This window comes from Variovorax sp. V35, assembly GCF_041154465.1.
GTDB classification, from domain to species: domain Bacteria; phylum Pseudomonadota; class Gammaproteobacteria; order Burkholderiales; family Burkholderiaceae_C; genus Variovorax; species Variovorax boronicumulans.
The window spans coordinates 3,352,645-3,366,521 of the sequence record NZ_AP028666.1; the positions used below are offsets into that span (position 1 = coordinate 3,352,645).

A 13,877-nucleotide genomic window follows, 5' to 3' on the forward strand; every position below is an offset into this window, starting at 1 on the left:
CAGAGACCATGCAGACAAGCGAATCCACCATCGGCATCGTCGGTGCCGGCATCGGCGGCCTGGTCGCCGCCATCGCACTGCGCCGTGCGGGGCACGACGTGGTCGTGTTCGAGCAGGCCAAGCAGTTCGCCCGCGTCGGCGCCGACATCAACCTCACGCCGAACGCCGTGCGCGCGCTCGACGGCCTGGGCGTGGGCGACGCCGCCCGCGTGACGGCGGCGCGCCCGTCGCACCGCATCAGCCGCACCTACGACAGCGGCGAGGAAACCTCGCGCCTGGAAATGGCCGACTCGGCCGAACAGCGCTACGGCGCGCCGCAGCTCACCATCCACCGCGCCGATCTGCTGGCCGCGCTGGCCGACATGTTCCCCGCCGAGCGCGTGGCGCTGGGCAAGCGAGCCGAGACCATCGCGGCCGACGACAACGGCGTGACCCTGTCGTTCAGCGACGGCTCCAGCGCTCGCGTGGGCGTGCTGATCGGTGCCGACGGCATCCACTCGGGCGTGCGCACCGCGATGTTCGGCGCGGAGAGCCCGCGCTTCACGGGCATCGTCGCCTACCGCGCCGTGGTGCCGGCCGAGCGCGTGGCCGGCGTGCCCAACTTGGGCGCTTTCACCAAGTGGTGGGGCCCGAACCCGCAGAGCCAGATCGTCACCTTCCCGCTGAACCGCGGCAAGGACATCTTCATCTTCGCCACCACGCCGCAGGACACCTGGCACCTCGAGTCGTGGACCGCGCCGGGCAGCGTCGACGAGCTGCGCGAGCAGTACGTGGCCTACCACCCCGAGGCGCGCGCGCTCCTCGACGCCTGCGACACGGTGCTGAAGACCGCGCTGTACGAGCGCGACCCCATGCCTGCCTGGGCGCAGGGCCGCATGGCGCTGCTGGGCGATGCCGCGCATCCGATGCTGCCCTTCATGGCACAGGGCGCCGGCATGGCCATCGAAGACGCCGTGGTGCTGTCGCGCCACCTCGACGGCGTGGCCATGGCCGGCATCCCCGCCGCGCTGCAGGCCTACCAGGCCGCCCGCATCGAGCGCGCCAGCCAGGTGCAGCTCGGCTCGCGCGGCAACAACTGGCTGCGCGAAGGCGGCAACGCCGACTGGGTGTACGCCTACGACGCCTGGGCCGCGCCGCTGGGCGTGCCGGCGCAGGGCGCTGCCGCTGCCTGAAATTTTTCCCCTCGCTTACGGAGGCTCACGATGCAACAAGACCGCTTTCTCCAACCGCACCAGGCGCGCCAGCGCCCCGCGACCACCTACGAAGACCTGCTGGGCGACGTGATCGAACGCGCCTACGCCGACGGCATCCATGACCTGCCGGGCCTCGTGCAGCGCCTGAATGACAGCGGCCTGGCCACGCCGGGCGGCCTCGCATGGACCGAGGCGCTGTACCGCAAGGAAATGGCCACGCTGGCCGCCTGAGGAGAACCACCATGACCATCGCCATCCATCCCGTCGCACCGGCCCCTGCCGATCCGGTCGACCACCTGCTCGAGATCGGCCTGAAGGACCTCTGGTACCCGATCTGCCCCTCGCACTTCATCAAGGAGAACCCCATCTCCCTGCGCCGCCTCGGCCGCAAGATCGCGCTGTGGCGTGACGGTGAAGGCGTGCTGCACGCACTGGAAGACCGCTGCCCGCACCGCGGCGCACCGCTGTCGCAGGGCGTGGTGCTGGGCGACCGGCTCTCGTGCCCGTACCACGGCGTCGAAGTGCGCCACGACGGCGTGGTCACGCGCGTGCCCGGCAGCCCCGGCTGCAAGCTCGAAGGCTCGCGCGCCACGCGCCACTTCCATGTGCAGGAGCGTGCGGGCGCGGTGTTCCTCTACAACTCGAAGGAGCCGGTCGACGTGCCGCCGCCGCTGGTGCTACCCGAGCAGCTGACCGACGAGGCCGAGTACTCGAACTTCCTGTGCTACACGGAGTGGAAGGGCGACTACCGCTACGTGCTGGACAACGTGATGGACCCGATGCACGGCACCTACCTGCACAAGCAGTCGCACTCGATGGCCGAGGGCGACTCGAGCGCCAAGTTCGGCGTGCGCCCGACCGACATCGGCTTCGTGTTCGAGAAGGAAGGCCAGCGCAACGTCAACTTCGACTGGACCGAGTGGGCCGACACCGGCATCCACTGGATGCGCCTGGAAATTCCGTACCCGAAGACCGGCGGCCCCGGCGGCAACTTCATCATCATCGGCGCCTTCTCGCCGATGGCGAATGGCATGACGGCCACCTTCTTCTGGCGCGCACGCAAGCTGTCGCCGGGCTGGGAGCGCGACACCTGGCGCTTCCTCTACAAGAACCGCCTCGAGGCGCGCCACTGGCACGTGCTGGAACAAGACCGCGTGATGCTCGAAGAGATGGAAGCCGACGCCAACCAGCACGAGAACCTGTACCAGCACGACCTGGGCATCGTCCGCCTGCGTCGCCACATGCGCAACCTCGCGCAGGCGCAGCTGGCGCAAGCCGAGGCCGCCACGGCCTGAACTGCAAGCAAGCGAGCATCGCCATGTCTTCTCCCACGCTGAACGCCCTCGTGCACACCATGCGCTACGAGGCCGACGGCATCGTCAGCGTCGAGTTCCGGCCGGCCACGCCGGCGGTGGACTTTCCCGCCTTCGAGGCCGGCTCCCACATCGACCTGCACCTGCCCAACGGGCTGGTGCGCAGCTACTCGCTGTGCAACCCCTCGAGCGACCGCCAGCGCTACGTGGTGGGCGTGCTCAACGACCGCAAGAGCCGCGGCGGCTCGCGCTACGTGCACCAGCAGCTGCGCGTGGGCATGACGCTGCCCATCTCGGCGCCGCGCAACAACTTCAAGCTGGAAGAGAGCGCCGAGCGCTCGGTGCTGGTGGCTGGCGGCATTGGCGTGACGCCCATCTGGTGCATGCTGCAGCGGCTCATCGCCATCGGCCAACCGGTCGAAATCGTCTACTGCGCGCGCACCCGCAAGGAAGCCGCCTTCTGCGACGCCATCGAGGCGCTGGCCACCGAGAAGTCGGTGCGGCTCACCTGGCACTTCGACGACGAGAAGGGCGCACCGCCCGACCTCGCGTCGCTGCTGGGCGGCAAGGGCGCCACCAGCCACTACTACTGCTGCGGCCCCACGCCGATGCTCGACGCCTTCGAAAAGAGCTGCGAGCAACTGGGCTACGCCAACGCCCACATCGAACGCTTCGCCGCCGTGCATGTGGAGGCGCCCAGCGCCACGCAGACCTGCGTGGTGCAGTGCGCCAAGAGCGGCAAGAGCGTCGAGGTGCCTCCGGGCAAATCGATTCTCGACAGCCTGATCGACGCTGGCCTCAACCCCGACCACAGCTGCAAGGAAGGCGTCTGCGGCGCCTGCGAAACGGCGGTGCTCGAGGGCGAAGTCGATCACCACGACGGCATCCTCACCAAGATCGAACGTGCGTCCAACAAGACCATGATGATCTGCGTCTCTCGCTGCAAGGGCGAGCGGCTGGTGCTGGACATTTGAGAAGCTGAGGCCAAAACCCACAAGACGGCCGAGAAGAAAACCAACCGAGACATTCAATGAAAAAGTACTTGATCGCGATGGCTGCGGCCACCGCGGCTGGCGGAGCGCTGGCCCAATCTTCCGTGACGCTGTTCGGCGTCGTCGACGCCTCCGTGGTCTACACGCGCGGCAGCGGCAACGGATCGGCCCACAAGACGCAGCTGGGCAACAGCGGCAACATGTTCAGCCGCCTCGGTTTTCGCGGCACGGAAGACCTCGGCGGCGGTTACTCGGCCAACTTCTGGCTCGAGATGGGCCTGCAGAACGACAGTGGCACGGGCTTTCCGTCGAACTCCAACAACCAGGCCAGCGGCAACGGCACGCCCGGCGTGCTGAGCTTCAACCGCCGCTCGACCGTGAGCCTGGCCGGCCCCTTCGGTGAAGTGCGCCTGGGCCGCGACTACGTGCCGGCCTTCTGGAACACCGCGATCTTCGACCCCTTCGGCACCGGCGGCGGCATCGGCGCCAACCAGATCTACTTCTCGGGCCTGGGCGGCCTGGTGGCACCCACCGGCACGCGCGCCTCGAACAGCATCGGCTACTTCCTGCCGGCCAACCTGGGCGGCTTCTACGGCCAGGTGATGTACGCGATGGGCGAGAACGATTCGAACTCGGTGCTGCCCGGCACCCAGGTGTCGAACAAGCGCGACGGCCAGCACACCGGCGCGCGCTTCGGCTACCAGAGCGGCGGCCTCAACGTGGCGCTGGCCACCGGCCGCACGCGCTACGCCGCCGGCGACCTGCGCGTGACCAACCTGGGCGCGTCCTACACCTTCGATGCGGCGCTCATGAACCTCAAGCTCACGAGCGAGCTGTACAAGGAATCGAAGGGCAGCACCGACGCCAAGGGCGTGCTGGTCGGCTTCCAGTTGCCCATCGGGCCGGGCGAGATCAAGGCCTCGTACGCGCGCTACAAGCTGGAGCCCGCCAACGCGGTGCGCGAGCCCACGACGTCGAAGCTGGCCATCGGCTACGTGCACAACCTGTCCAAGCGCACGGCGGTGTACGGCACCATCGCGCGCATCAGCAACAAGAACGGCGCGACGCAGGCCCTGGCCGGCGCCATCACCATGCCCAACCGCGCCTCCAGCGGCGTCGAGTTCGGCATGCGGCACATGTTCTAGGCGCGGCAAGACAGCGCGCACCATCCACGCAAGAGAGAGCCCCGGTCATGCAGAGCAAGAACTTCCGTTGGTACGGCGTGATCACGCTGTTCGTGATCGTGGCGATCTCTTATGTGGACCGCATCAACATCGCGGTGCTGATCACCGATGCGGCCTTCCTGAAGCACGTGGGCATCGACGCCTCCGACCGCGTGAGCCAGGGCCTGCTGGCCACGGCCTTCATGCTGGGCTACGGCATTTCTGCCTTCGTGCTCACGCCGTTCTGCTCGGCGCTCTTCGGCGTGCGGCGCAGCCTGATCTACGGCCTCATCCTGTGGGGCGTGGTGACCTGGGCCTCGCCGATGTTCAACAGCTACGGCCTGCTGCTGGCCTCGCGCGTGCTGCTGGGCGTGTCGGAAGGGCCGCTGTTCTCGCTGGCCTCGTCGTACATCAAGGCGCACTTCCAGAGCCACGAGAACGGCAAGCCCAATGCGCTGGTGAACATGGGCACGGGCCTGGGCCTGGCGGTGGGCTACCCGCTGGTGGGCTACCTGCTCACGCAGTTCGAGTGGGACAGCTCGTTCCATGTGCTCGGCGTGCTCAACATCGTGCTGGGCATTCCGCTGGTGCTGGCCTTCGTGCGCATGCCCGCGGGGCACGGCGACGGCATCAAGCCTTCGTCGCTGGGCGATGCGATGTCGCGCGTGGCGGGCATCGTGAAAGGCGCGCTGCACACGCGGCACCTGTTCCTCATCACGCTGCTGACCTCGGCGGCGCTGGCCTATCTCTGGGGCAGCAGCAACTGGCTGCCGACTTATCTGCGCGAGGCGCGCGGCTTCTCGCTGCGCGAGATGGGCTGGATCGCGTCGCTGCCGCAGTACGCGACGGTGCTCGCGGTGTTCACGGGCGGCGTGCTCATCGACAAGCTCGGGCGCGACCGCGTGCCCTTCATCTTCATGGGCGCGAGCGCGGGCGTGGCGCTGTCGGTGCTGCTGGCCATCAATGCGCGCGACCCGTACATGGCCGCGACGTGCCTCGTGGCGGCGAACTTCTTCTGGGGCCTGCAGAGCCCGGCCATTCCAAGCACCGTGCAGCACTGCTCGCGGCCCGAGCACACGGCCAGTGCCTTCGGCGTGACCAACGGCGTGGGCAGTCTCGTGGCGGGCTTCATGCCGGCGCTGATGGGCGGCGTGATCACCGCGGTGTCGCATGGTGGTGGCGCAGCGCACACAGCGGTCACCGCGGCCTCGTCGGCGGCGGGTTTCTTCGCGGGCTTTGCGCTGCTCATCGGCACGCAGGTCGTCGTGTTCGCGTGCGGCTTTCTGCTGTGGTGGCGCGAGCGCGCGCAACGCACTGCTGCAGTCTCTGGTTCACAGCTTTCGTAGCCTTCGCCGTGGCTTGAACCTTCGTACTGTGGCCGCTTCGTCACAGTGAAGGCGCCGCGTTTTTGTCATCTGCGTGAGCAGGTGTTTCGGGCGCAGAACCATCTTCGTAGTGCATGGCATGCGTCGCATGTCATGACGCCATTCGGTCTATCGCGCGCGAACAATTGGAGAGAGAAAAGTTCCGCGGATCGTTGAGCTCATTGCATCGATCAGCTACAACTGCGTGCACTTCAACGGACGAGGGAATGCGCGTGAAATCAACCACAAGAGCCGCAGCCAGTCTTGCCGTCGCCATCGCTTTCGCCATGGCCCCGGCCGTTCACCTGACGGGTGAACGCATCGCGTCGATGCACGGGCACTGAGCCCGGCCCGCGACACCCCACCGCGTTCACACGCTCCCCCCACACCCCGCGTCTTGACGGGAATGGCGCCGCTCGCCCCGCGCATTCTGGGACCACCGCAACACACGCGGTGCGGTCCGGCCTGAGCCTGCGTTCCTGACGAACTGCTTGTTCGCCGGGAGGGCGCTGTGCTGCCCGCATTTCCTGTCGGTCTGTCGTTCCACTCATCCCGCGCGCGTCACGCGCATCGCCGGCTATCCGCCGGTGCCTGCGGTGCGGCGCATGTTCCTTACCAAGAGTACCCAGAGGCGATCATGAAATCACTGAATACACCTGTCGTTCATTGCCTGGCCCTCACGGCCGTGACCCTTGCCGCGCTGACGGCCTGCGGCGGCGGCGGAGACAGCGGCGGTGGCGCATCCTTCGGCGGCTCCGGCCTGAACGCGCCGTCGCTGGCCAACGCGCCCGCGGCCGACAGCGGCGACACCACGAAGAAGACACCCGACGACGGCGTGCCTGCCGCACCCGAATCGGCAGTGGCCGCGGTCGATCGTTCGGCCCGGCCGATGGAACTGCCCGACACGGTCTGGCCCGTCAACTACAAGCTGTGGTTCCGCCCCGATGCGGCGCTCAAGACTTTCGTGGGCCGCGCCGACGTGGAGATCGACGTGCTCAAGCCGGTCGACGCCATCGTCGTCGCCGCGCACGACCTCAACTTTGCGCGCGGGCGCACCACGCTGCGCAAGGTGTCCAAGCCGGGCGAGGCGATCCCGCTGATTCCCACGCCGCAGACGCGCGGCGACTTCGTGCAGCTGCGCCTGAACGACGGCCAGATCGCCAAGGGCAAGTACCTGCTGCACATGGAGTGGGACGGCAAGATCCAGTTCTCCGATGCCGAGTACTGCACGCCGGAAGTGATGGCGAAGAACCCGCTGTGCTCGGCCGCGTCGGGCATCTTCAAGGTGGGCCTGTCCACGCCCGAGGGCGTGAGCAGCGACGCCATCGTGACGCAGGGCGAAACCAACTTCGCACGCCAGTGGTTCCCGGGCTGGGACGAGCCGGCCTTCCGCCACACCTTCGAGATCTCGGCCGAGGTGCCGGGCGACTGGAAGACCGTGTCCAACGGCGCGCAGACCGAGGCCGTGAAACTGCCCGACGGCTACCAGCGCGTGGCCTTCGAGAAGACGCCCTCGATGCCGATGTACCTGGCCTTCTTCGGCGGCGGCAAGTTCGACATCCTGGCCGACACCTTCAAGAACCCGCTGGACGGCAGCGACATGGCGCTGCGCTGGTTCACGCCGCCGGGCCGCTCCGACTGGGCCAAGTTCGCGATGGAGTGGACCAAGGTGTCGATGGACTACTACTACAAGTACACCGGTATCTCGCTGCCCTTCAAGAAGTTCGACACCGTGGCCGCCAACGACAGCTACGACAACAAGCCCAACACCGGCTTCGGCGGCATGGAGAACTGGGGCGCGATCTTCGAGTTTGCCGACGCGGTGCTCACCAAGCCCGGCGACAAGCCCACGCTGTACTCGGTGACCGTGGTCACGCACGAGGTGGCGCACCAGTGGTTCGGCGACCTCGTCACGCTCGACTGGTGGGACAACGTGTGGCTTAACGAGTCGTTCGCGCGCTGGTTCGAACGGCGCACCACGATCAAGTTCCACCCCGAGTACTACAGCTTCTCCGACTACGTGCTCGACAAGCACAACGTGATCGTGGCCGACCTGAAGCCGTCGGCCGTGCCGGTGCAGCGCAACCTGAACGACGCGGGCTCCTTCGGCTTCATCAGCCCGGCGATCTTTGTCTACAACAAGGGCAGCCACGTGCTGGAGATGGTGCAGAACTACATCGGCGAAGAGGCGATGCAGAAGGGCCTGCAGATCTACCTGAAGGACTACGCGTTCGGCAACGTCACGCCCACGCGGCTGTGGACCTCGCTGGAGAAGGCCGCCGGCGGCAAGAAGGTGAGCGAGATCGGCGACAGCTTCATTCGCCAGACCGGCATTCCGCTGCTCACGGTCGATGCGCAGTGCGCCGGCGACCGCACCTACGTCAACATCACGCAGGAGTCGTTCCCCAACCAGAACCAGTTTCCGGCCTCGACGTGGACCATTCCCGTCACGCTGGCGTACGGCGACGCGATGGAAAAGCGCGAGACCTTCGTGATGTCGAACAACGCCACGCAGGTCGAGCTACCGGGCTGCACCGCGGTGCTCGCCGGGCCGACGGGGCAGGACTACTACGTGAGCAACTACAGCGCGCAGTCCTGGAGCAACCTGCTGGCCAATGTGCAGAACTTCGCGGGCAACAAGCCGCTGCTGCTGAACATCGAGCGCGATGCCTTCCGCCTGCTGGGCGTGGGGCGCATCACGCAGGCGCAGTACGACCAGATCAAGGGCGTGCTCAACCTGCCGGCGCCGCTGCTCGCCAAGACGCAGCTGAGCCAGCAGAAGATGGCGGCGGTGGACGCGGGCGGCAAGGAAGAGTACCCGCACGCGCTGCGCTTCCAGGGCAAGCTGCCGCTGCGCGAGAACCAGAAGCGTTGAGTTGAACTGAACCTTCTTTCATGAACCCGCATGCGCCGCCCGGCGGCGCATGCGTCACCTCATTCGAACCTCATGAAAACTCTTCTGAATTCCTTGCTGGCAGTGGCCTGCGTGTCACTGCTTTCGGCCTGCGGCGCACGCGGCGGGCCCGAGACCGAACTGGTCGGCGTCTACGCCGTCGAACGCAACGGCGTGCTCAAGGAGGTCGTCAAGATCGAGCGCGACGGCGACCGCTACATCATGCGCGACAAGGTACGCACCCCCGAATGGAGCGAACCCAAGATGCAGCTGCAGCCGGTGACGCGCGAACGCTGGAGCCGCATCACCACCGACACGGAGAACACGTCCTTCGTCGGCATCTCGAGCGACCAGCTCGGTATCTTCAAGGTGCCGCCCGGTTGGCAGAAGAACGGCTTCAAGACCCAGACGGGCTACTTCCTGTTCTATTCGCAGGGACCGGTGGAGGCCCACAAGCTCTGATCGGCCGCCACCACCATCAGGACAGCGCCCAGCGTGCGCAGGACACTGGGTACTTCCCGCAGCGAAATCAAGGAGGAGGGGCAAAGCCCCGGGGGACATTCGCGGAGGGAAGTACCCAGTGGCCTGTGCACGCGCCCTGAACGAGCGCGATCGATCAGGGCGCGACGATCGCGCCTTCGATGCGATGGCGCTTCAACGCATCGGCCACAAAGCCCGAAGCCTTCATCTCCTCGACAAAGGAAGAGAGCAGCGCCTGCGCCTCAGCCCCCCGGCTGGCCGGCGTCCCCATCGCCTGCTGGATCACCATGAAGCGCCCCGGCAGCACACGCACACCCGGCGCGCGGGCCGCTTCGCCTTCGAGCAGCTGGCGAATGCCCGCCGCCACCTCGACCTGGCCCGCGCGCAATGCAGCGAGCGCAGGCCCCGCGCCCTGGAGGCGCACGATCTCCGCCGCCTTGATCTCGCGCGTGAGGAACAGGTCGTAGGCGCTCCCAGAGCCGACCGAGATGCGGTGGCCTTGGGCATCGACCTGCGCGTTGTCGGTCAGCGCAGAAGATTCGGGCACGAGGTAGCTGCCTTCGATCAGCACGTAAGGCGCCGTGAAGCGCAGCCCTTCGCTGCGCGCCGGATCGACCGCGAAGAAACCGATGTCGGCCTTCTCGTTCTTCACCGCGTCCACCGAGGCCGCGGCCTTCTCGAACACCACCAGCTCGATGCCCACGCCAAGGCGCCGCGCGAACTCGCGGGCCAGGTCGATCGACACGCCGACCGGTTCGCCCGTGGTGGCGTCCTTGTTGGCCAGGATCGGATTGCCGAGGTTGATCGAGGCGCGCAGCGTGCCGCTGGGCGCGAAGGCGGTCACGAGGGCGGAAGAGGGCGATGTGGTCATGGCGTCCGTTCGTCGGGAAGGCGGAAGGAGGGGATGAAGGGCGCCAGTTTACGGGCCGTGGGGCGCCGGATCAGCGTGCCGACAGGGGTTCCAGCCCCGTCTTCGCGATCGTCGGCGCCGCGGCCGGCGCGTTGAGGTAGCGGATCAGCTGGCGCGCCGCCTCGGGCTGCTTGGAGGCCGTGGCCACGCCGGCCGAGAACACCGTCACGCGCTGCACCTCGGCGGGCAGCGGGCCGATGTAGTCGATGCCCTCGATGGGCAACAGCTCGCTCACCTGCTGCAGGCCGAGGGCCGCGTCGCCGCGCGCCACCACCGTGCCCACGCGCTCGCTCAGGATGCGCTTGCTCTTGGGCTTGACCTGGTCCTCGATGCCCAGCGTCTTGAGCAGCTCGGTCTCGTAGTAGGTGCCGCTGGCGCTCGCCGAGTAGGCGATCGACGGCGCCGCGAGCAGCGTGCGCTTGAGCGCATCGACCGTGCCGATGTCGGGCTTGGGCGCGCCCTTGCGCACCGCGAAGCCGATCGACGAACGCACCAGGTCGACCTGGCTGCCCGCCACCACCTTGCCCTGCGCCACCAGCGCATCGAGCGCGGGGCGCGCGAGGATCACGACGTCGGCGGGCTCGTTGCGCCCCAGGCGGCTGGGAATCGAATCGCTGGCGTTGCCCATCGACGCACCGTAGGCCGTCTTCACGCTGCGGCCGGTGCTGCGCTCGAAGCCGGGGCGCAGCTCGTTGTAGGCGGCGGTGAAGCCGCCGGAGGTCATGACGTGGATGTCGCCCGTGGCGGCGGGTGGGGTGCTGACGCAACCGGCGAGCGCGAAGGAGGCGGCCAGCGCCAGGGCGGCGCGGCGGGTCAGGGCGGAACGGAGGGCGAAGGTGGTCACGGCGTGTGTCTCCTGATGAAGGGTGCCGTCCCATCGTAGGGGCCGAGGCTGTCAATCGGCCTTCAGGAAATTCGGGGTTACTACTAGCGCGAGGGCTTGGGCGGGTCCGCGTCCTTGGCGGGCGCCGCCGCCGCCGGCAGGCGCCCCCGCTTCGCCAGCCCTTCGCGCAGCAGGAACTCGACCTGCGCGTTCGCGCTGCGCAGCTCCTGGGCCGCCAGCCGCTCGATCTCGGCCCACAGGGCCGGATCGATGCGCAGCGGGTAGGACTTCTTACCGGGACTGGCCATCAGGGAACAACGACGTGGCGGCGGTGATCAGGTGCCGTGGATGCATCAGGTGTAGAGCGTGCCCGTGTTGACCACGGGCTGGGTTTCGCGGTCCGAGCACAGTACCACCAGCAGGTTCGACACCATCGAGGCCTTGCGCTCGTCGTCGAGCACGACGAGGTTGCGCTCCGACAGCCCCTTGAGGGCCGCCTCGACCATGCCCACCGCGCCCGCCACGATCTGGTGCCGCGCGCTCACGATGGCCACCGCCTGCTGGCGCCGCAGCATCACCTGGGCGATCTCGGGCGCGTAGGCCAGGTGGGTGAGCTTGGCGTCGAGCACCTCGACGCCGGCGCTGGCAAAGCGCTGGTTCAGCTCGGCCTTGAGCGCATCGGCCACCACGTCGAGGCCGGCGCGCAGCGTGACCTCGTCGCTTAGCAGGTCGTCGCCGCTGTCGTAGGCGTAGAGCGTGGCCAGGTGGCGGATGGCGGCTTCGGACTGGATGGCGACGAACTTGTTGTAGTCGTCGATCTCGAACACGGCCTGCGCCGTGTCGTGCACGCGCCAGACCACGGCCGCGCCGATCTCCACCGGGTTGCCTCGCTTGTCGTTGACCTTCAGCGGCGGCGTGTTCAGGTTGCGCGCGCGCAGCGAGATCTTCTGGCCCGACTGGAACGGGTTGGTCCAGCGCAGGCCCTCGCTGCGGTCGGTGCCCTGGTATTTGCCGAAGAGCGTGAGGATGATGCCCTCGTTGGGCTTGAGCATGTACAGGCCCGGCAGCAGCGAGACGCCGACGACGATCAGCAAGATGCTCAGGGGCAGCGGCATCATCCGCCGCACGAGAACCCAGGCGCCGACCGCAAGGATCAGCAGCGCCACGGCAACGATGCCGTATCCGTTGACGGACCGGTACGGCCGCTCCCTGCGGACCGGGCGAGGGATGGACGGGGTCTGCTCGTGCATGAAGGCCTCCTGTTGAAAGTGATATCACTCTAATATCTTTTTGGACGTCGTCAAGGCTTTCTTTCGCCCCGCCTTTGCGGGTTCGGCCGCGTCCCGCAGACACTGCGCAAACTGCGCGACGAGGGGCGGGCTGGCGCGTGGCTTGCGCTGCAGGAGGCCGATCTCGCGATGGAACGTGGCCTCGCCGAGGGACAGCATGCGCACGCCCGGCGGCAGCGGCAGGTGGGCCTCGACCCACGGCACGAGCGCAACGCCCAGGCCCTTGGAGGCCAGGTGGATGAGCCCGGAGATTTCGTCGACCTCGATGGCGTCGCTGACCACGAGGCCTTCGCGCTGGAGGAATCTTTCGACCATGCGCCCGCCGAACGATGCGCGGTCGTAGCGCAGGAACGGCTGTTCCTGCAGCAGGGTGCGCCAGCTCCTGCCCGGCACGCTCGCGGGGGCAATGAGCACATAGGGCTCGCGCACCAGGGTCTGCCACGTCAGCTCGGGAAGAATGCCGAAAGGCGGCCGGATGATCACGGCCGCATCGATGCTGCCGGCGTCCAGGTCGTCCATCAGCCGCATCGACACGCCGGGCGAGATGTGCACGCGCAGCAGGGGGAAGCCGGCGCGCAGTTTCTCGAGCGCCCGCGCCACCAGTGTTGGCTGCGCGGACGCAATGGCGCCGATGCGCAGCAGCCCGGCGTTCGCGGCGTCGTCGGGCAACTCGCCGAGCTTGGCGTAGAGGCCGCAGATTTCTTCCGCCCGCCCCAGCGTGGTCTCGCCCGCCGCATTCAAGGTGGCGGAGCGGCCTGTGCGGTCGAAAAGCGGGAACCCCAGGGATTCCTCGAGCCGCTTGATCTGGCTGCTGACGGCCGATTGCGTGAGGCCGATGCGCTCTCCCGCCGCGGCGAATGTGCCGTGGCGACACACGGCGATGAAGGTTCGAAGCTCGGTGATCATTCGGGATTCATCGAAATGGGTGGTGCTCAGCGATGAAATATATCGTTTTCGGTTATGTGGCTCGCTGCTTAGAGTTTGCTCACCCTGAACTCCTTGATCGATGAATCCCATGAGCACCCCCACTGCACGCATCCCGTTCCACCTGGCCTTTCCCGTGCGCGACATCGCCGAGGCGCGCGCCTTCTACGGCGAGTTGCTCGAATGTCCCGAAGGCCGCAGTTCGACCGAGTGGGTCGACTTCAACTTCCACGGCCACCAGATCGTGGCGCACCTGGCGCCCGACGAATGCGGCCACAAGACGCACAGCGCCGTGGACGGCCATGACGTGCCCGTGCGTCACTTCGGCGCCGTGCTGCCGATGGACCTGTGGCAGGCAATGGCCGACAAGCTCATCGCGCGCCAGACGAAATTCGTGATCGAGCCCTACATCCGGTTCAAGGGTGAGCCCGGCGAGCAGGCGACGATGTTCTTTCTCGACCCGTCGGGCAACGCCATCGAGCTGAAGTCCTTTGCGGACCTGGATTCGCTGTTCGCCGTCTGAAAGCGCCGAC

Annotated in this window: 14 protein-coding genes; 9 read left to right on the forward strand and 5 right to left on the reverse strand. The window is 67.5% G+C overall.

Translation table 11 applies throughout. The features are described from left to right. Positions 1 to 8 precede the first annotated feature (8 nt). The 8 genes from ACAM42_RS15460 (at position 9) to ACAM42_RS15495 (ending at position 9,380) form a co-directional block, all read left to right on the forward strand. Entirely contained in the window at positions 9 to 1,172 is a 1,164-nt protein-coding gene (locus ACAM42_RS15460; protein WP_369632551.1) for an FAD-dependent monooxygenase, read from the forward strand. Between the two features lie 30 nt (positions 1,173 to 1,202). After that, entirely contained in the window at positions 1,203 to 1,424 is a 222-nt protein-coding gene (locus tag ACAM42_RS15465) for a recombinase-like helix-turn-helix domain-containing protein (protein WP_062474598.1), read from the forward strand. Positions 1,425 to 1,435: 11 nt separating this feature from the next. After that, positions 1,436 to 2,488 carry a Rieske 2Fe-2S domain-containing protein gene (locus ACAM42_RS15470; RefSeq protein ID WP_369632552.1) on the forward strand — a complete coding sequence of 351 codons (1,053 nt, stop codon included), beginning with the start codon at positions 1,436 to 1,438 and terminating at the stop codon, positions 2,486 to 2,488. A 23-nt stretch (positions 2,489 to 2,511) separates the two neighbouring features. Then, positions 2,512 to 3,480: a 2Fe-2S iron-sulfur cluster-binding protein gene (locus tag ACAM42_RS15475; RefSeq protein ID WP_369632553.1), complete on the forward strand. Its 969-nt coding sequence runs from the start codon at positions 2,512 to 2,514 to the stop codon at positions 3,478 to 3,480. 56 nt (positions 3,481 to 3,536) lie between these two features. Then, entirely contained in the window at positions 3,537 to 4,643 is a 1,107-nt protein-coding gene (locus ACAM42_RS15480) for a porin (protein ID WP_369632554.1), read from the forward strand. Between the two features lie 47 nt (positions 4,644 to 4,690). After that, on the forward strand, positions 4,691 to 6,007 hold the full coding sequence (locus ACAM42_RS15485; RefSeq protein WP_369632555.1) for an MFS transporter: 1,317 nt from the start codon (positions 4,691 to 4,693) through the stop codon (positions 6,005 to 6,007). 655 nt (positions 6,008 to 6,662) lie between these two features. After that, on the forward strand, positions 6,663 to 8,900 hold the full coding sequence (locus ACAM42_RS15490; RefSeq protein ID WP_369632556.1) for a M1 family metallopeptidase: 2,238 nt from the start codon (positions 6,663 to 6,665) through the stop codon (positions 8,898 to 8,900). 72 nt (positions 8,901 to 8,972) lie between these two features. Then, the gene (locus ACAM42_RS15495) at positions 8,973 to 9,380 is read left to right on the forward strand and encodes a hypothetical protein (protein ID WP_095947556.1); all 408 of its coding nucleotides are present in this window, start codon (positions 8,973 to 8,975) and stop codon (positions 9,378 to 9,380) included. Positions 9,381 to 9,534: 154 nt separating this feature from the next. Here ACAM42_RS15495 and ACAM42_RS15500 read toward each other — a convergent pair whose 3' ends face one another. The 5 genes from ACAM42_RS15500 to ACAM42_RS15520 all read right to left on the reverse strand — a co-directional run bounded on the left by ACAM42_RS15500 (position 9,535) and on the right by ACAM42_RS15520 (position 13,326). Continuing rightward, positions 9,535 to 10,269, reverse strand: coding sequence for a transporter substrate-binding domain-containing protein (locus tag ACAM42_RS15500; protein ID WP_369632557.1), 735 nt, complete (start codon positions 10,267 to 10,269; stop codon positions 9,535 to 9,537). 70 nt (positions 10,270 to 10,339) lie between these two features. After that, positions 10,340 to 11,152 carry a substrate-binding domain-containing protein gene (locus ACAM42_RS15505; RefSeq protein ID WP_369632558.1) on the reverse strand — a complete coding sequence of 271 codons (813 nt, stop codon included), beginning with the start codon at positions 11,150 to 11,152 and terminating at the stop codon, positions 10,340 to 10,342. Positions 11,153 to 11,235: 83 nt separating this feature from the next. Further along, positions 11,236 to 11,439, reverse strand: a complete 204-nt coding sequence (locus tag ACAM42_RS15510) for a hypothetical protein (protein WP_062474617.1) — start codon at positions 11,437 to 11,439, stop codon at positions 11,236 to 11,238. Positions 11,440 to 11,484: 45 nt separating this feature from the next. Further along, positions 11,485 to 12,381, reverse strand: a complete 897-nt coding sequence (locus tag ACAM42_RS15515) for an SPFH domain-containing protein (protein ID WP_369632559.1) — start codon at positions 12,379 to 12,381, stop codon at positions 11,485 to 11,487. Between the two features lie 24 nt (positions 12,382 to 12,405). Beyond that, positions 12,406 to 13,326: a LysR family transcriptional regulator gene (locus ACAM42_RS15520; RefSeq protein WP_369632771.1), complete on the reverse strand. Its 921-nt coding sequence runs from the start codon at positions 13,324 to 13,326 to the stop codon at positions 12,406 to 12,408. Positions 13,327 to 13,435: 109 nt separating this feature from the next. Here ACAM42_RS15520 and ACAM42_RS15525 point away from each other — a divergent pair, with 109 nt between their 5' ends. Next, positions 13,436 to 13,867, forward strand: coding sequence for a VOC family protein (locus tag ACAM42_RS15525; protein WP_062474623.1), 432 nt, complete (start codon positions 13,436 to 13,438; stop codon positions 13,865 to 13,867). Positions 13,868 to 13,877 lie beyond the last annotated feature (10 nt).